The following is an 18,853-nucleotide window of genomic DNA, read 5'->3' on the forward strand; positions in this document are numbered from 1 at the left end:
CTCTGGCGAATATAATTCAATTTTTTAATAGAATTGACGCTTAAAAATACAAGAATGAAATTTTTACTATTTGTTGTTTTTTGATTCCTTTTTTACTCTGTTGAAAATTGATTTTCGAGTAACTTTTCCTTAAAATCAGATTTAAATGTATAAGCAAAAGTAACCATCAAAGCACGTGTGTCAGATTTTGAGGTTCTGTTGTTTCTAAATAATAATGTATTGTTTTTGTAACCACTTTCTAAAGTATTAAACATATCAGTTACAACCAATCCCAGACGTGCATTGCTTTTTCCTAATTTTTGCTGAAATCCTAAATCTACATTATAAATCGGAATCCTTTTTCCTTGAGCTGTTGCAACCGATGAATTGTAGTTTCCAATGATTTGAAGTTTTCCACCTTTCCAAGGAGTAAAATTATTGATTAATTTTCCATACCAGCTAAAAGCATTGGTTACTACATATTCTGCTTGATCTAGATTTCCAGCATTGATATGCTGTTGGAAAGCGGTTAAGCTGATATTGGCATCATAAAAGGAAAAAGGTTTTATGCTGAAAATAGTTTCAAGTCCGTAAGTAACCGTATTCCCTATATTTTGAGGTTGTAACAAAACAACTCCATTGTCCTGAAGTATAGAATATTGTCGAATGGTATTATTGGCATTTCTATAAAATGCATTTCCAGAAAACGAGTAAGTATCCCAGTCTTTGTTGTATGTCAATTCTACAATATGAATGATTTCAGGTTTCAAATAGGGATTTCCTCCATGCGGATTCAGGGCATCGGTAATATCAACAAACGGATTTAAATCGTCTAAATCTGGTCGGTTGATCCGTTTGCTGTAACCGAATTTTAAAAATTCATCTGATTTTAAATTGAGTTGAATATAAGCTGATGGAAAGAGTTTTAGGTAATTGTTTGAAAAACGATCACTTCCGTTCCCTGTTTTTCCGTTATTGGTAACCTGTTCCGCTCGAAGTCCCAAATTGTACTTCCATTTCTGATTGTCTTTAGAACCAGAATAAGAATTCAAAAGTCCATAAACCGCATTGATTTGTTCATTAAAATCAAAAATATTACTGGTTAGCGTATTAATGACATAATTGCCATTGATTAAATCAGCACTTTGAAAATCAGAATTAAAAAATCTAAAAGTTCCCTTGTATCCTGTTTCAATTATTGATTTTTCAGAAATAGGAAAGCTGTAGTTTAATATTGCATTAGAAATGTTTTCTTTTGAATAATTGTGAGTTCGCTGTAAAAATGGATCTCCAATTCCGTTTTCATTTTCATTATAATTTTGAGTATTGATATCTGTATTTTCTCTTCCAAAATTGTATGATGTCGTAAGACTGGCATTTAGACTTTTGCGGTCATCAGAAAATTTTCTATCATAATTGAAAGCCATTTCTGCCGCTTTTTCTTTTTGTATTTCTGAAGAAAATCGTTGATTTCCAGAGAAAAATTGATTCGAATTATTGAAAATAGTTGTTTTTAAAGTTTCTTCATTGTCTTTGTTTTCAAGATTACCAAGTGCTTCAAATGAAAAAGTATTTCTCTCATTTGGCGAAAAATCAACATTGAACTTTAAGTTTTGTAAACCTTCTGTTCGTTGATCGCTTCGATCCTGATGAATATAATGTTCGTCTTCAATAAAATAATTCGTTCGGTCTCCTTTGATGCTTTTGGTTCTTCCTGCAAAACGATTGTCATAAGCAAGTCCGATATTCCATTTATCTGTTTTCTGATTTAAAAGAACCGAACTACTTAATCGTCCTTTTGCACCAAAACCACCACCAAGAACCGCCGCTCCGTTTATTCCGTTTAAATTGTTTTTCTTGAGCTTAATATTGATAATACCACTTTCGGCATTGGCATCGTATTTTGCAGTTGGACTCGTAATAATTTCGATACTTTCAATGCTACTGGCTGGAATCTGATCCATATTAGTAATGGCTGAGTTTTTCCCATTAATTAAAATCATAGGTTTTTTTCCTCTTAAGGTAATCGCATCATCAGCATCAACGGCAACAGTTGGAATATTTTTCAGCATATCAATAGCTGTTCCTCCAGATTGTGAGATATTAGAAACAGCATTAAAAACGAAACCTTCATTGGTTTTCTGAATTTGTTTTTTCTGTGAAGTTACTACTACTGTATTCAACAAATTAGCATCTTCTTGTAATACAATATTTCCAATTGAAAGAGGAGTTCCTGTATATTTTACTTTTTGAGAGGATGTTTTAAAACCAATTAATCTAAGTTTTAATATGTAATCTGCAGGACTAATATTTTCGAGAATAAATTTTCCAGAAGAATCTGTAATAGCGTATGCAACTGTTTTGGTAGTATCTGTAATAGGTTTTAAAACCACATCAACAAACTCGATTGGATTTTTTCCATCTGAAACAGTTCCGTTTATTGTATTTGTTTTTTGGCTAAAAGAAGATTGGTTTATTGCAAATAGTAAAATTGCAAGAACTAAATATTGTTTCCATTTTTTCATATGACAAAGTTATTTATCGAATGAAATACAAGAGAATAAAGCGCCTTAAGATATTATTAAATTAGACTTAGGGCTTTTTAATGATTTACTTTAAATAAAATTAAGATGATAAAAAAAGGGATTTTTCCCCTTTTAAAAACGGGAATTTTCATGGAAGATTTCAAAAGTTCGAATCTTACTTTTATCCCGTCAAAATGCGGAGGCCGAAAAGCAAAAGAGTAGGCGTTACATAAATTAAAATACTATGGAAACTGCTTTCTTCTTAGCGATGGGTTGGTGTGGGACAAAATATCCGGGCTGGTGGCGTAAATTTTTAAAGAAACCACCATTTCCTGAACCAGAACCATGGTGGGTTATTTCAACAATTGGATTAGGTTTAATTGCCGGACTGGCAGGTGGAACTGTTTTTAGTGTGGTAATTCGAGAAAGTCAATTCTTTTCGGGGCAGGCTGCAATTGCTTCTGGATTATTTGCTTTTGGAACGGCTAATATAGTTACTGGAATTGCTTCAGCTTTTAAAGATTAAGGATAAAAATATCTCGACCATTTGGGGATAGTGTTGAGGTATTTCCCTGCCACGAATGAACGTAAATTTAGTTTGTGTGATTCGTGGCAAAAAAAAAGCGCTCGATAAATTCGAGCGCTTCATTATTAAAAATATATTTCTTAGTTTTTGTCAATCCATTTTCTTGCATTGACAAAAGCTTCGTGCCAAGGCGTAACCTCGTCATTTCTATCTTTTGCATAATGTGCCCAGTTCCATTGGAAAGTCGAACGCTCAATGTGAGGCATCATAACCAAATGTCTTCCAGTTTTGTCACACATCATTGCGGTGTTGTAATCAGAACCGTTAGGGTTTGCTGGATATCCTTCGTAAGCATATTTAGAAACAATGTTGTATTGGTCTTCAGCATAAGGCAATTTGAATTTACCTTCTCCGTGAGAAACCCAAACTCCTAAAGTACTTCCTGCTAAAGTCGATAACATTACAGAATTGTTTTCCTGAACTGTTACAGATGTAAAGATACTTTCGTGTTTCTGGCTTTCGTTATGGTGCATTTTTCCGTGAATTTCGTGCTCTGGATTAATCACTTCTAATTCCATAAACAATTGGCATCCGTTACAGATTCCAACAGATAAAGTATCTTCTCTTTTGAAGAAATTATCTAAAGCTGTTTTTGCTTTTTCGTTGTATAAGAAAGCTCCAGCCCAACCTTTAGCAGAACCTAAAACGTCAGAGTTAGAGAATCCACCAACAGCTCCGATGAACTGAATATCTTCTAGAGTTTCACGTCCAGAAATTAAATCGGTCATGTGAACGTCTTTTACGTCAAATCCAGCCAAGTACATTGCGTTTGCCATTTCACGCTCAGAATTACTTCCTTTTTCACGAATAATCGCTGCTTTTGGTCTTGGTTTAGAGTTGTCGATTTCTGGTTTCTTTCCTGTAAAGTGTGCAGGGAAAGTATAATTTAGAACCTGATTTTTATAGTTTTCGAAACGTGCTTTTGCAGTTCCGTTTTTAGATTGTTTTTGGTCTAATAAATAAGAAGTTTCAAACCAAACATCTCTGTAAGTTGGAATGTCTAATTTATAAGTTCCAAATTCCAAACTTGCAGTTTCTTGAACAGAACCTAATTTGAAGAATTCGATGTTGTTAGAGTTTAATTTAGCTTCAACAGCTGAATCAGATTTAGCTTGGAATACGATTCCGATGTTTTCTGCGAAAAGGATTTTCAATAAGTCTTTTTCCGCGAAAGCGCTGAAATTAATTTTAGCTCCAAGATTTACATCAGCAAAACACATTTCTAATAAAGTCGTGATTAAACCACCGCTTCCGATATCGTGACCCGCTAAAATTTGGCTTTCGCCGATTAATTCCTGAACTGTATTAAATGCATTTTTGAAGAAAGCCGAATCTTTAATAGTTGAAGTTTCGTTTCCGATTGTATTTCTGATTTGTGCGAAAGAAGAACCTCCTAATTTGAAATCATCTTGAGACAAATTGATATAATAAATTGATTCACCGTTTTTCTGTAAAACAGGTTCAACTACTTTTCTAATATCTGTACAGTTTCCAGCTGCAGAAATAATAACCGTTCCCGGCGCAATTACTTCATCATTTGGATATTTTTGTTTCATTGAAAGTGAATCTTTTCCTGTTGGAATATTGATTCCTAATTCAATTGCAAATTCTGAACAACCTTCAACAGCTGCGTACAAACGAGCGTCTTCACCTTCGTTTTTACAAGCCCACATCCAGTTTGCAGATAATGAAACTCCTTTTAACTGATCTTTAATTGGAGCCCAGATAATGTTTGATAACGATTCTGCAATCGCATTTCTAGATCCCGCAACTGGATCAATCAAAGCAGCAATAGGAGCGTGCCCGATAGAAGTTGCAATTCCTTCTTTTCCTAAATAATCCAAAGCCATTACGCCCACATTGTTCAAAGGCAATTGTAACGGACCTGCATTTTGCTGTTTTGCCACTCTTCCTCCAACACAACGGTCAACTTTATTTGTCAACCAGTCTTTTGAAGCAACAGCCTCTAAACGTAAAACGTCTTTTAAGTAGCTTTCAAAATCTCCTGCATTGTAAGCAACATCAGCATATTTTCTGTCTACTTTTTTATCTGTCATGATCGTTTTTGGAGAACTTCCAAAGAAATCTTCCAAAGCATAATCCATTGGTTTAGAACCGTTAGATTTTGATTCGAAAGTAAAACGGTGATCTCCCGTTACATCTCCAACTTCGTACATTGGCGAACGCTCTCTGTCAGCAATTCTTTGTAATGTATCGATATCTTTTTGACCAATAACCAATCCCATTCTTTCTTGAGATTCGTTACCAATAATTTCTTTTGCAGAAAGAGTAGGGTCTCCAACAGGCAATTTGTCTAAATCGATCAAACCTCCAGTTTCTTCAACCAATTCAGAAAGACAGTTTAAGTGTCCGCCCGCACCGTGATCGTGAATCGAAACAATTGGATTATTGTCGCTTTCTACTAATCCACGGATTGCATTTGCAGCACGTTTTTGCATTTCTGGATTTGAACGCTGAATCGCATTCAACTCAATTCCTGAACCGAAAGCTCCTGTATCTGCAGAAGAAACCGCAGCACCACCCATTCCGATTCTATAATTTTCTCCACCAAGAATAACGATTTTATCACCTTCTTGTGGTTTGTTTTTGATAGCTTGATTTAATTTTCCGTAACCAATTCCACCCGCTTGCATGATTACTTTATCGTAACCAATTTTTCTGTTTTCTTCTTCGTGTTCGAAAGTTAAAACAGAACCTGTAATAAGCGGCTGTCCAAATTTATTTCCGAAATCAGAAGCTCCGTTTGAAGCTTTGATCAATATATCCATTGGAGTTTGGTACAACCATTTTCTTTCTTCCACTGCATTTTCCCATTTTCTGTCGTTGTTCAAACGAGAATACGATGTCATATAAACAGCAGTTCCAGCCAATGGTAAAGAACCTTGGCCACCTGCAAGACGGTCACGGATTTCTCCTCCAGATCCTGTTGCAGCTCCGTTGAAAGGCTCGACAGTTGTTGGGAAATTGTGTGTTTCGGCTTTTAAAGATAAAACCGAATCAAATTCTTTTATTTCGTAAAAATCAGGTTTATCAGCCGATTTTGGTGCAAATTGCTGCACTTTTGGTCCTTTTACAAAAGCAACGTTGTCTTTGTAAGCAGAAACAATATCGTTAGGATTTTCCTGAGATGTTTTTTTGATTAATTTAAAAAGAGAAGTTTCTTTTTCTTCGCCATCGATAACAAATGTTCCGTTGAAAATTTTGTGACGGCAGTGCTCTGAATTCGCTTGAGAAAAAGCAAAAATCTCAGAGTCAGTTAATTTTCTTCCAAGTTTAGTCGAAAGATTGTTTAAGTATTCAACTTCTTCTTCGCTTAAAGCTAAACCTTCAACTTTGTTGTAAGTCGCAATATCATCAATCTCCAAAATTGGTTCTGGCTGAATGTTGATAGTGAAGATTTCTTGATCTAATTCGTTGAATTTTTGAGAAAGCATCGGATCAAAATCATTGAAATCTTCCGTTGCAGGATGAAATTCTTCGATTCTGATAATACCTGAAATACCCATATTTTGAGTAATTTCTACAGCATTTGTACTCCAAGGTGTAATCATTGTAGCGCGCGGGCCAACAAAGAATCCTGCTAATGCAGATTTTTCGATTTTACTCGCGTCGGCAAAAAGCCAGTTTAATTTTGAAATGTCTTGAGCTGAAATTTCGTTTTGCGTTTGTACGGCAAAAACAGTTTTGCTTTGGTTTTCAAAGAAATGGATCATTTGTGTAGTTTGTTGTTTTGAAGGTGCAAATTTAGTGTAAATAAATAGTAAGCGCAAATTTGAAAACGATCTCTTTTCAAAAAAAATGAAATTGCTTTTTTCTTGCATTTTTTCTACCAAAAAGACGCAAAATCAATAAGTTTCGGGCTTTTTGAAAATTTAAAGATTTAATAAAATTTCTTTTTTGATAAGCACTGTTATATTAAACTTTTAGAAAGGAAAAAATTAAAACTGAAACTTTATTTTTGAGTATTTGTTTGAAAAGTAATTTGCAAATTTTACGAAAACTTAGAAAAGAATAAACTAGAATATTTCTAGAAAATGACCCTATTGAGACAAAAAAAGCGGCAATTTTGCCGCTTTTGTAGTAAAGAAAATCTAGTTTCTAGTTAACTATGATCTTTTTATTGCTCGTTTTTGAACCTTGAATGATACGAACGATATATATTCCTTTAGGAATATTGTTTACTGTGATCGAAGAAGAATCGTTGTTTTCTTTGGTGAATATTTTTTGCCCTAAAATGGATAGAATTTCAATATTTGATGTTTCTTCGGAACCATTTAATTGAATTGTAAAATTCCCATTTGAAGGATTTGGATAAATAGAAAATGTAGTGGAATCAAAATCTCCTGTTCCTAAATTGGCTAACGTGTGACTTCCTAATCCATCGCATTTGTCTTTTGCATACACATCCCATTCTCCGGCTTTGTCGAAAGTAGTGTTTGGTGAAGAAACGGTAGGTTTTCTTCTTAAAGTTTCATCGATAGAAAAATTGGCTGTATTTCCTAATGTTCCAATAATATCAATTAAAACATCGTTTTTGAATAATCCGATCGGATCGTTTCCATTAAATTGAAGTTCAGCTGCACCGCTTGATAAATTTGCATTTGCTGGCGGAAAACAAGTTGCAGTTCCTTGACTGTAAGCAATAACATAGGATGCTCCCTGAGCTAAAGTTCCAGTAAGTGCTAGTCCTGCTGTTGATGTCCACGGACCAGCTCCATTTACTTGTTTTTTGATGGTGTATTGTGTTAAGTCGACAGTGTTTCCTGTGAAGTTTGAAACTTCTAAATATTTATTATTACCAGAACCTTCAATATATTCTGAAAATAAAATTTCATTCGCAATTGTTCCACCTCCTGTAGATTCAGTGGTGCTTCCATTAACAGTAGTACTTGCAGTTGATAAATTGTTTGAAGTATCTTTGGCTACTACATAAAAAGAATAAGTTGTTGATGCAGTTAAGCCAGTGACAGTAGCGGTTGTTCCTGTTTCATTTTGTTTGAAAATTCCGTTTACATAAATAGCATATCCAGAAATTCCAACATTATCTGTCGAGGCAGACCAGCTCAAACTAATTGTATTTGAAGTGCTTGCTGTAACAGTTAAATTTAAAGGAGTGGTTGGAGGAGTAGTGTCATCTGCTTCAGTTGTCCAGATTGCTTCTACATATTCTGGATGATCAATAAACGGGTTTCTATTATTTTGACGGGCGTATATGGCATTGTTTCGGGCAATTTCCCTAGCATTTACGGGATCTTGTTTGTGCCAAGCAATAAGCATACTTAAAAATGCAGGTGTAAAAACTTTGTTCGCTGTTCCGTTAAACATTGGGTAAGGATATCCAGCAATGGTATTTTCATAACGCGTTGCAAAGTAAAAATACATTCGGGCAATATCACCTTTAAATTCGTCGATTGGTTCAAAAACAGTTCCTGAATATCCAGAAATTGAACTTGATCCTAATCTGCTTCCGTTTAGTGAAGTATAAGTTGCTGTACCAACATTTCCATGAGGATAATTAGATCGCATTCCGTTTACTTTTCCGTCGGTTGGCGTGATGAAATGAGCATCAGCGACCATTGGCGATTTTTCATCAAAAACAGACTGAGGAATAATGTGTTCTCTATTGTAACAATCACCTTCAGCTGCATAATTACCACATCTCTGCGTAGTAGCAATACTATAAGTATACGGATCCGTTCCAGATGGATTTTCAGAATACATATCTAAAACGGATCCATCATTTTCGTAAAAATTATCAATATCCGAAGTCGCATAGGTAGTGTATAAACCTGCGTATCCATTATCAGTATGTCCTTTTATGATATTGTATAATTGTGTTTTTAAAGTGTAGCCAGTGCCAGTTGCAGTATCATAATATCCTGTTGGTATTTGCGCAAAAGCAGAAGTAAGAGCGAAAAAAAGTAAAAAAAAGTAGTTTTTTTTCATAAATAGATAAGTTGAGATTGGGGAAATCTTAAATTGTAATAATGTTTTATGTAGAAATTTAATTCTGAACAAGATTACAGTTTTAATGAAAAAAACATGTTAAGCCATGATTATTTTTTGACTTTTAATGCCAAACGAATCCTGTTATGAAAGACATTTATCTCAACTTATAGCTCATCTATTTCGGAAAGTCCTGACTCTGATAAGCTCCCAAATCGGGAGGAGAAGTTCTGGAAATTCCTAAAATATCTGTCGTAATGATATAGGACTGATTTCCTTTCGCGAAAGCGGAGGAAGTTTTATCAATATTGAATTTATTTTGAGAAGCATTATAATACTTCGGATTTTCATTCAAAATAATGTTTGTGTAATGTTCTGTGTCGGTTTTGAATTGATAATCAGGATTTGTTGTAGAACTGCTGAATTTTAAAAGACAATTATTTAATTGATAAACAAAGGGAGCAGCTGTATTTTTGATTAAGTTAAATTCATTTGTAGCCGAACCGTAAAGGATACAATTGTTAAAAGTTGCCTGAGTCAACGCATTTGTTTCTGGAGCTGCTCCAGCTAGCGAATTGCTTAAACTTACAGCAAATTGGGATGGACCTGACCAGTTATTATTAAAAGTACAATGGGTAAACTTATAATTTCCACCATAAACGACAGCTAAACTAGCAAGTCCTGCATAATTAATGACAAGATTTTCTCCAATGATTTGAGTGTTTTGTGCTAGAATTCCGTTTTCCACACAATTGTAAATTTGTGAGTTTTTAATTTGAACGGTATTTAAAGGACTTCTAAAATCTAAGCCAGTAACGGCATTTTTTAAGGTAAGATGATTAATGGAATGATTGGTACTTCCTTTTTCAAAAATCACCGATTTCCATTGCCCAGGAATATCAGAATAAAGCGATTCTAAACGATCACCTTCGAAAATTACTTCATTTTCTAATTTTTCATTTGTTGAAGCAGTTCCATTAATTTGAAGCGAAGCATTTTTTCCAACATATAAACCGGAATTAGCATGAAAATGGATTCGTGCACCAGCTTCAAAAGTTATCGTTTTATTTTCGGGAACTCCTGCATATCCATAAATGACGTATGGTTTTTGTTTGGTAAAAAGAAGTTCATTTCCGTTTGTTGGATCATTTTCGCTTAAGTAAAAACCATCCACATCTTTGCCGTCTATTTTTATTTTTTCTTTTGAACCATCAGCATTTTGATTTGGATAGAAGAAAATGGCATCCTGAATTAAAGTAACCAAAGCGACTTCTTGAAGATTGGCACCGCTGTCAAACTGGATTTCATCAGTATACAAAAAATCAGTTGGATTGGCATCTGTAATATCAGCAGTAGTTTCAATAAAAATATACAAGCTGTCTTTTGCTAAAAGCGTAACATCTTTAAAGATTTTTCCATCTGTTCCGCTCATTCCGTCAACAGTCATACGGTATTTTGAACTTAAGCCTTTTTTGAATTGTACAACAGGAATCGAAATGTCATTTTTACTTTGATTATAGACTTTCAATTGATAAGTGCTTGATCCAATATTTTTAAAAACGGTATCTAAATAAACAGTGTCTCTGGAGAACTTCAAATTTCCAGTACTAGCAACGGTATCAAAGTCAGTTCGACAAGAACTGAAAGTTATAAGTATTGCAAGAATGAAAAGAGTAAAATATTGACGCATTTATATAGTTTTTTTGCCACAGATTAAGGGCTTTTTTGCCACGAATTACACGAATTCTCCGAATTTAAATTAGTGCAAATTGGTGTAATTCGTGGCAAACAAAAATTAATCTGTGTAATCTGTGGCCAAAAAAATGCCAAAGATTGATTCTGATTGTTTTTGTAAAAATAACAAAAAACCTACAGCTTTGAAGTTGAATTTTAAATTTTAGAATCGGATTTTAGATTTATGTCTTATCTTTCTTTAATTTTACGATTTTAAAGTTTATTTTAATGAATCATACAAAAGAGCAGATTTTGGCGCGCTGTAATGAGTTTTCTAAAAACACATTAATGGAAACGCTGAAAATTGAATATATCGACGCCGGAGAAGATTTTTTAACTGCAAAAATGCCTGTAAATCCAAGTGTTCACCAACCAATGGGATTGCTTCATGGAGGCGCTTCTGTTGCTTTGGCAGAAAGCGTTGGGAGTGCCGCTTCTTTCTTTTTTATCAATCCGAAAGAGCAGGAGGTAAGAGGCATCGAAATTTCGGCAAATCATCTAAAAAGTATTCGTGAAGGTTATGTTTTCGGAACCGCCAGAATTATTCACAAAGGAAGAAGTCTTCATCTTTGGGAAATTAAAATTATCGATGAAGAAGGAAATCTGGTTTCGCTTTGCAAACTGACGAATATTGTTTTGGATAGAAAGAAAAGTGAGTAAATTATGAATCCATTTTTCTTAAAAATTAAAAATCATAAAGAACAAAATTTACCTTTTGTACTTTATTCAAAACCCAACACAACAAATCTTGTCGGGATTTTACAACAAAATAATATTTTACATACTGTTTCTGATTACAGTGAAAAAGGATTTGTTTTTGCCTCTTTTGATGAAAAACAACTAGTTCTGATTCCTGAAAATGAATCAGAAATTATTACGACTGAAAAAGAAGCAACTTCATTCGAACCAATCGAAATTGATGATTTGAGTTTTGATCCTGAAGCGAAATTTCAATATGAATATTTAGTTGCTCAAGGAATTCAAGCCATAAAAAATGAAGAATTCAAAAAAGTCGTTTTATCGCGAAGCGAAGAAGTGCCTTTGTCTGAATTTGATTTTGTTGAAACTTTTCAGCATTTGGTTCAGTTATATTCTGCGACTTTCTGTTATTGTTTCTTTCATCCAAAAATTGGACTTTGGATGGGAGCAACTCCTGAAAAGTTGTTAAAAGCAAATGGAAATGCTTTTGAAACCATGGCTTTGGCAGGAACACAAAAAGATAATCAGGAAACTGAAATTGTTTGGCAACAAAAAGAAAAAGACGAACAGCAATTTGTAACTGATTTTATCGTAAAAAGACTTCGAGAATTTACCGCTTCGGTTGTAGTTTCTGAACCTTACAGTTTAAAAGCGGGATCGATCTGGCATATTAAAACGGATATTGCTGGAGTTCTAAAGGAGAATTCAACTTTAGAAGAAGTTATCGATACTTTACACCCAACACCAGCCGTTTGCGGACTTCCAAAAAAGAAATCAAAAGTATTTATTTTAGAAAATGAAAATTACGAAAGGACTTTCTATACGGGTTTTCTGGGGGAATTAAACAGCACTTTTACAGAAACTAATACGAGTTCTGATTTATTCGTAAATTTACGATGCATGCAGATTCAGGAAGACAAAGCGATTTTGTACATGGGCTGCGGTATCACAAAAGAAAGTATTCCTGAGAAAGAATGGGAAGAAAGCGTCAACAAGTCGATGACGATGAAAAGAGTTTTAAGAAAATAGAATAAAGAAAATAGAATAAAGAAATCGACAAAAGATCAATTTGATTTTTTCAGTATTGTTATTGAAATTGATTTTTGAAATTGATTTTTGAAATTGATATTTAAAAAATATGAAACTAGATATATTAGCATTTGGTGCACATCCGGACGATGTAGAATTAGGTTGTGCTGGAACAATTTTAAAAGAAGTTTCCCTTGGGAAAAAAGTAGGGATTGTAGATTTAACGCGTGGCGAATTGGGAACGCGTGGTACGGCAGAAACCAGAGATCAGGAAGCAAAAGATGCTGCAAAGATTTTAGGGGTTTTAGTACGCGAAAATTTAGCGATGCGTGATGGTTTTTTCGTTAATGATGAAAAGCATCAATTAGAAGTCATTAAAATGATTCGTAAGTACAAACCTGAAATTGTATTGTGCAATGCAATCGATGATCGTCATATTGATCACGGAAAAGGAAGTAAATTAGTTTCTGACGCTTGTTTCCTTTCAGGTTTGATGAAAATTGAAACTTCGATCGATGGAGTGCAACAAGAAGCATGGAGACCTAAAATAGTGTATCATTATATTCAGTGGAAAAACATTGAACCGGATTTCGTGGTAGACATCACAGGATTCGAAGAGAAGAAAATTGAAGCGATTATGGCTTATAAAACGCAATTTTATGATCCGAATTCAAATGAACCTGCAACGCCAATTACAAGTAAAAACTTTTTTGAGAGCTTAAATTATCGTGCGCAAGACCTAGGAAGACTGGTTGGGAAAGATTTTGCAGAAGGTTTTACTGTTGAAAGGTGTTTGGCAGTCAGTAGCTTAGATAATTTGATTTAAATTTTATAAAAATTTTTCATTTTTTTCTTTGTAGAACTGAACCTTTGTTCTATATTTGCACTCGCTAAGCAGAAAAATGGTGGTTGTAGCTCAGCTGGTTAGAGTAGCGGTTTGTGGTGCCGCGGGTCGCCGGTTCGAACCCGGTCAGCCACCCAGATAGAAAGCCTTGAAGAAATTCAAGGCTTTTTTTGTACTTATATTTTTCTTTTGAGCTATATAATTTCATACAAGTAATCTAAGTTTTACTTCTTTGTAATAAGCTTAATTTAAAGCATATCTAAAATGACTTATATCACTTATATGGTTTAAATAAAAAAAGCACGACGATTAAGTCATGCTTTTCTGGTGGTTAATATATTTGGTTTTATTGGATTATCTGATTTCTTCAAATGTAGTTCCTTGTTTAATATCTCCGGTTTTGTACCCTTTTTTAAACCAATACATTCTTTGTTCTGAAGTTCCATGCGTAAAGGAATCTGGAACAACATGTCCCTGCATTTTACTCTGAATGGCATCGTCACCGACAGCATTTGCGGCACTTAACGCTTCTTCAATATCGCCTGTGTCTAAATTTTCCTGATTGTAATGTGCCCAAACTCCAGCATAAAAATCGGCTTGTAATTCTAAAGCTACAGATAATTTATTGGCCTGAGCTTCGCTCTTTCCTTGTTGCTCTTGACGCATTTTTGCAGACGTTCCAAGCAAAGTTTGTATGTGGTGGCCAATTTCATGCGCAATTACATAAGCAATCGCAAAATCGCCTCCTTTTGCGCCAAATTTTGTTTTCAATTCTTCAAAAAAGCCAAGATCCATATACACTTTTCGGTCACCTGGGCAATAAAAAGGTCCTGATGCTGATGAGGCACCTCCACATGCGGTTTGAACGCCTCCTTTAAAAAGTACTAATTTTGGTTTTTCGTATGTCATACCATGTTCTGCGAAAATCTTGCTCCAAATGTCTTCGTTATCTGCTAAAACAACTCTAACAAAATTCCCCATTTCTTCATCTTCTTTACTTAACGGTGCAGCAGCCTCTGTTTGTTGTGATTGTCCGCCCTGCATTTGTTCCAAAATTGGAGCTATTTGTTGTCCGGTTTCGCCACCAAAAACATTAAGTAGTAGAATAATAATCCCAATAACGCCACCGCCGACTAGCGCTTTACCACCGCCAGAAATAGATCTTCGATCTTCTACGTTATCACTTTGTCTTCTGCCTTGCCATTTCATACTGAATTGTTTTTTAATTTATTATCAAAAGGGATGTACGAATTTATAGATTTTTTATGATAAATTTTAGATTTAGATAGATTTTAGTTTTCAGTCGCTGTTGCAGTCACAGTCACAGTCACAGTCACAGTCACAGTCTCTGTCACGGTTAATAGTTTTTTCTGAAATCTGATATCTTCGACTGTAAACTAAAAAAAAATTAGCCAAGCCACTTAATTAAGGTTTCTTCAACACTTCCTTTCATAATAGGTTTGGAAATGTAGTCGTCCATTCCGGCTGAAATGCATTTGTTTTTTTCGTCTTTTTCGGCTCCTGCCGTAACTGCGATAATAGGAATATCTCGTCCTTTTTTAGTATTTCGTATTGCTTTTGTGGTTTCATAGCCATTCATAATTGGCATCTGGATATCCATGAAAACAATAGTTGGGTTTATTTTTTCAAACTGTTGGATGGCTTCATATCCATTTTCACATTCATGGATATAAGCATTGTTGTAAAGATTTTTTATAATTGTTTTTAGAAGCAGCATGTTCACTTTGTTGTCTTCTACAATTAAAAAAGTAATATTGTTTTCATTAGGTTCAATATTTTCAGAATCTACTTCAATGTTTAAGCTTTTGAGTTCAGCATTGTATTTGTCGTTAATGCTTTGGTTGCTTGTTTTTAAATTTAAATCGAAGAAGAAATTACTTCCTTCGTTAATTTTACTTTCAAGTTGTAAACGACTTTCCATTAAAGCAAGTAGCTGATTTGAAATGGTAAGACCTAAACCGGTTCCTCCAAATTTTCTCGTTGTAGAGCTATCTTCCTGTGAAAATGCTTTAAAAATTTTCTTTTGGTTCTTTTCAAGAATACCAATTCCTGTATCTACTACAGAAAAACGAATAATGCAATTGTTGTTTTTCTTTTTTTCTAAAACAGAAACATTTAGTTTTATGGAACCTTCAGTTGTAAATTTTACAGCATTTGAAAGAAGATTAATCAGGATTTGTTTGATTCTTACGATATCAGTCCAGATGTATTTAGGAACATCAGAATCGATGTTGAGTTCAAGTTCAAGATTCTTTTGATTGGATTCGTAAACAATTAGATCAAAAACTTGTCCTAATACTTTTTTAATATCATAAAGATCAATAAAAAGCTCTAGTTTTCCAGCTTCAATTTTAGAGAAATCCAGAATGTCATTAATGATTTCAAGCAGCGAATGCGCCGACTGATTAATGGTTGTCATGTATTTTTCCTGAATTTCCTCCAGTTCTGTTTTCATCAACAAATGCGTAAATCCGATAATTCCGTTAAGAGGAGTTCTAATTTCGTGAGACATATTGGCTAAGAAATCAGATTTAGATTTGTTTGCCGCTTCTGCTAATTGTTTGGCTTTTATGGCGTCTTCAATTTCTTTTTTGTTGGTGATGTCGAAGTAGATTCCTCCAACAAATTCAATTTCATCATCTCTTTTAATTACATCTCCAAATTCTTCTACCCAAATATATTCGCCCGATTTACGTTTAATGCGATATACATTATGTAAAGGCATTCCTTTTTGTAGATTATCAATTTGGTTGTTGATGACTTCTTCTTTGTCATCATGGTGAATTAGAGAAAGGAACGATAAATTGTTTTCTATAAATTCTGATTTTGAATATCCAGTTAAATTTAAAACTTCATCATTTAGGAAGATTTTCGTAGAGAATGCATCAAATTTTGACAAATAAACGGTTCCAGGGATATTGTTGGCAATCAGTTTGAATTTTTCTTCGCTTTCAACAATTTTAGTTTCATTTCTATTTCTTTCTAAAGCCGATGAAATGTTATTGGCCAATACCTGAAAAATATAAATCTCATCTTCAGACCAATTTTTTTCTTTTGTACAATCATCGAAACCAATAAAACCGGTAAAAATATCATTGATATAAAGCGGTAAAATCAAAATAGATTTGATTTCATTATTGATTAAAAGTGTCTTGAAAAAACCTTCGTCTAAGTGGCGGGTTAGTGTATTCAGAATTTTTTTCTGTTGGGCTGCTTCATAGATTTCTTTTAGGTTTTCTTCGGTCATGTGACGTAAAGGCGTAATTTGATGTTCGATGCCTTCTCGCGACCATTTGTATTTTTGACTGACAGTATTGTAAATCGGATCTTTTTCGTAATAATACATATGATCTACTTTGGCTGCTTTTCCAATAATATCATAGGTTTCCTGAAACATTTGCTGTGTTGTTTTACTTAGCAGGAATTTTTCGGTACATAAAGAAAGGGCAGACAAAAGCTGACTTTTAAATTCTAATTTTCTTTCTGCTTCTAAACGCATTTGAGAAGAAATGGCAAGCGAAATTACATCTGAGATCGTTCGGGCATAATTAATGTCTTCATTATCCCATTCTCGTTTTCTTTCAGTGCTTTCAAAACAAACAACTCCAGCCAGCTGACCCGTTAGAAAAATAGGGACATCCAGCATGGACTTAATGTTGTTTTTGGTAAAATATAATTTTTGAAATTCAGACGTTTCTAGTTTATTGAATACATCTGGCGCATTGATAATGGCTTTGTTGCTTAAAGTCTCAAAATAAATAGGATACGATTCTTTGTTTAAAATATTCTTATCACTTAGATTTTGATTGTCAAGACTGAAAAGGTTTTTACATGTAATGATGTCTTTGTGATATTTCCAGAAACTTACACGATTAGCACGACTGATTAAAGCAGCTTCTTTTAGAATGAGATCAATAACGGTGTTTAGTTTGTCGTATTTACTAAAATCGGTTGTTGATAATCTTTTGGTCGAATTGTTGTAGGCTTCGATTTTTTTGAGACGTCTTTTTTTCTCTTTTTCAATGTTTTTTTTCTCAGTGATATCCCTTGCAATTCCAGAGAAACCCGTTGTGAGTCCGAGATCATTTTTGCGAACAATAATTTTTTGTGAAATCCATATTTCTTCCCCGTTTTTCTTTAAAATAGGGATTTCAATTACAGGATAATTATTGTCGTTAAGAACTAAATTTTCATAAAAGTCAGCAGCACTTTTGATGTAATGTTCGTGAATGATATTGGAATAATGTTTTTTAATGATTTCATTTTCAGAGTAACCAAGAATTGAAAAGCCAAATTCATTTATAAAAGTAAAATGACCTTCAGCGTCAATTTCGAAAATGATATCTGTTGCAGTCTGAATTAGATTTTTATACTGATCCTGAACAATTATCTGCTCTGTTACATCTTGACCAATACTGATAATTAAATCGTCTGAGAATTTTTTGTCTTTCCACTGAATGTATTTAAATTCTCCGTTTTCACTTTTTAATTTTCTAATATAAAGTTTGTTTTCAGTATTGTTTACGGGATTCAATTTTTGATTGAATTCGGTATCCTGAGTTAGTTCCCAGAATTTAAGTCCCATTACTTCTTCTGGCTGATAACCTAAAATTGATGTAATGGTTTCACTGCAGAACAGGATTTCGCCTTTTTGATTTGAAGCAATTGTAAGTGAATTTCCTTTATGGACAATTTCATTTGCAAACCTGAAATTGTCACGATTGTTTAATAAAACAGCATATTTTACCTGATTAATAATGAAGATGAGAATACAGAAATTAATCAATAAAATGGAAGACTTTACAGGAATGAGTTGAAAAGTTACTGTAGAAATTAAAAACAGAAAAGTAAGTCCGACAAAGAACCAGTAAATTTTGATGGGCTTAAGAATGCTGTAGGAGAAGAAAAAGGAAATTAAAAAAACGATAATAGGGACAACATCACTAGAAAGCATCACAATATTGAATGCTACATAGGAGATGTAAATAAAGAAACAGAAAATAAAAATCTGCTGAATATGATCTCTAAACCATTTTATTCTATCTGTTATCGAATAAATTAAAAGAACGCCAACACCAATTGAGACATTTATAAATAAGAGGCTTTTAGGCCTTATTTTAAAAATTTCATTAATGATTTCGATTACAATTACTGCAATACCAAAAAAGAGAATGTAAAGTTGGTATTCTTTGCTATTGGTATCGTGTTCTTTCTTTTTTTCAATGAAATACCCAATCTTTGCTTTGATTTTAAAAAACTGGTAAACTAAAAGAGAAAGAAATGCAAAAAGAGATAATCCTAAGACAATAAGCTTAGGATTATTATAAAAAATAATATCAGAATGAAATACATACCATGCGGTCATAATTGATTTGAAGGTATTACCAATACTGGAAATACCTGAAACAACCGAATTGAAAAAACTATAGTCTGCGGCCATAGATTTTGGGGTATGTTGGTTTAGTAAAC

Annotated in this window: 10 protein-coding genes and 1 tRNA gene; 5 read left to right on the forward strand and 6 right to left on the reverse strand. The window is 33.8% G+C overall.

Annotation, left to right across the window (positions count from 1 at the left end):
- Positions 1-92: 92 nt before the first annotated feature.
- Positions 93-2,504 carry an outer membrane beta-barrel family protein gene (locus NQQ59_RS21325; protein ID WP_144218860.1) on the reverse strand — a complete coding sequence of 804 codons (2,412 nt, stop codon included), beginning with the start codon at positions 2,502-2,504 and terminating at the stop codon, positions 93-95.
- Between the two features lie 244 nt (positions 2,505-2,748).
- Between NQQ59_RS21325 and NQQ59_RS21330 the strand changes: the two genes are divergently transcribed.
- Complete coding sequence (locus tag NQQ59_RS21330) at positions 2,749-3,030, forward strand: hypothetical protein (protein ID WP_144218862.1); 282 nt, start codon at positions 2,749-2,751, stop codon at positions 3,028-3,030.
- A gap of 140 nt (positions 3,031-3,170) precedes the next feature.
- Here NQQ59_RS21330 and purL read toward each other — a convergent pair whose 3' ends face one another.
- The 3 genes from purL to NQQ59_RS21345 all read right to left on the reverse strand — a co-directional run bounded on the left by purL (position 3,171) and on the right by NQQ59_RS21345 (position 10,747).
- On the reverse strand, positions 3,171-6,824 hold the full coding sequence (gene purL / locus NQQ59_RS21335) for a phosphoribosylformylglycinamidine synthase (protein WP_144218864.1): 3,654 nt from the start codon (positions 6,822-6,824) through the stop codon (positions 3,171-3,173).
- 385 nt (positions 6,825-7,209) lie between these two features.
- On the reverse strand, positions 7,210-9,057 hold the full coding sequence (locus NQQ59_RS21340; RefSeq protein WP_144218866.1) for an endonuclease: 1,848 nt from the start codon (positions 9,055-9,057) through the stop codon (positions 7,210-7,212).
- A 178-nt stretch (positions 9,058-9,235) separates the two neighbouring features.
- A complete protein-coding gene (locus tag NQQ59_RS21345) occupies positions 9,236-10,747 on the reverse strand; it encodes a hypothetical protein (protein WP_144218868.1) in 1,512 nt (503 codons plus the stop codon).
- Between the two features lie 272 nt (positions 10,748-11,019).
- On the opposite strand from NQQ59_RS21345, the gene NQQ59_RS21350 reads away from it, so the two are divergent.
- From NQQ59_RS21350 to NQQ59_RS21365, 4 genes are all read left to right on the forward strand, one after another.
- Positions 11,020-11,451, forward strand: coding sequence for a PaaI family thioesterase (locus NQQ59_RS21350; RefSeq protein WP_144218870.1), 432 nt, complete (start codon positions 11,020-11,022; stop codon positions 11,449-11,451).
- A 3-nt stretch (positions 11,452-11,454) separates the two neighbouring features.
- A complete protein-coding gene (locus NQQ59_RS21355; RefSeq protein ID WP_144218872.1) occupies positions 11,455-12,519 on the forward strand; it encodes a chorismate-binding protein in 1,065 nt (354 codons plus the stop codon).
- 109 nt (positions 12,520-12,628) lie between these two features.
- The gene (gene bshB1 / locus NQQ59_RS21360) at positions 12,629-13,345 is read left to right on the forward strand and encodes a bacillithiol biosynthesis deacetylase BshB1 (RefSeq protein WP_144218874.1); all 717 of its coding nucleotides are present in this window, start codon (positions 12,629-12,631) and stop codon (positions 13,343-13,345) included.
- Between the two features lie 79 nt (positions 13,346-13,424).
- A tRNA-His gene (locus NQQ59_RS21365) sits at positions 13,425-13,498 on the forward strand.
- Positions 13,499-13,717: 219 nt separating this feature from the next.
- Here NQQ59_RS21365 and ypfJ read toward each other — a convergent pair.
- Positions 13,718-14,572: a KPN_02809 family neutral zinc metallopeptidase gene (ypfJ, locus tag NQQ59_RS21370; RefSeq protein WP_144218876.1), complete on the reverse strand. Its 855-nt coding sequence runs from the start codon at positions 14,570-14,572 to the stop codon at positions 13,718-13,720.
- A 199-nt stretch (positions 14,573-14,771) separates the two neighbouring features.
- A complete protein-coding gene (locus NQQ59_RS21375; RefSeq protein WP_144218878.1) occupies positions 14,772-18,824 on the reverse strand; it encodes a PAS domain S-box protein in 4,053 nt (1,350 codons plus the stop codon).
- Positions 18,825-18,853: the final 29 nt, after the last annotated feature.

Origin of the sequence: Flavobacterium panacis, assembly GCF_024649945.1 — a bacterium.
Taxonomy (GTDB): Bacteria; Bacteroidota; Bacteroidia; order Flavobacteriales; family Flavobacteriaceae; genus Flavobacterium; species Flavobacterium panacis.

Coding starts and splice junctions, on each gene's coding strand:
- NQQ59_RS21340 (WP_144218866.1), bottom strand. CDS start 9,057: ATGAAAAAAAACTACTTTTTTTTACTTTTTTTCGCTCTTACTTCTGCT.
- ypfJ (WP_144218876.1), bottom strand. CDS start 14,572: ATGAAATGGCAAGGCAGAAGACAAAGTGATAACGTAGAAGATCGAAGA.
- purL (WP_144218864.1), bottom strand. CDS start 6,824: ATGATCCATTTCTTTGAAAACCAAAGCAAAACTGTTTTTGCCGTACAA.
- NQQ59_RS21355 (WP_144218872.1), top strand. CDS start 11,455: ATGAATCCATTTTTCTTAAAAATTAAAAATCATAAAGAACAAAATTTA.
- NQQ59_RS21375 (WP_144218878.1), bottom strand. CDS start 18,824: ATGGCCGCAGACTATAGTTTTTTCAATTCGGTTGTTTCAGGTATTTCC.
- NQQ59_RS21345 (WP_144218868.1), bottom strand. CDS start 10,747: ATGCGTCAATATTTTACTCTTTTCATTCTTGCAATACTTATAACTTTC.
- bshB1 (WP_144218874.1), top strand. CDS start 12,629: ATGAAACTAGATATATTAGCATTTGGTGCACATCCGGACGATGTAGAA.
- NQQ59_RS21330 (WP_144218862.1), top strand. CDS start 2,749: ATGGAAACTGCTTTCTTCTTAGCGATGGGTTGGTGTGGGACAAAATAT.
- NQQ59_RS21325 (WP_144218860.1), bottom strand. CDS start 2,504: ATGAAAAAATGGAAACAATATTTAGTTCTTGCAATTTTACTATTTGCA.
- NQQ59_RS21350 (WP_144218870.1), top strand. CDS start 11,020: ATGAATCATACAAAAGAGCAGATTTTGGCGCGCTGTAATGAGTTTTCT.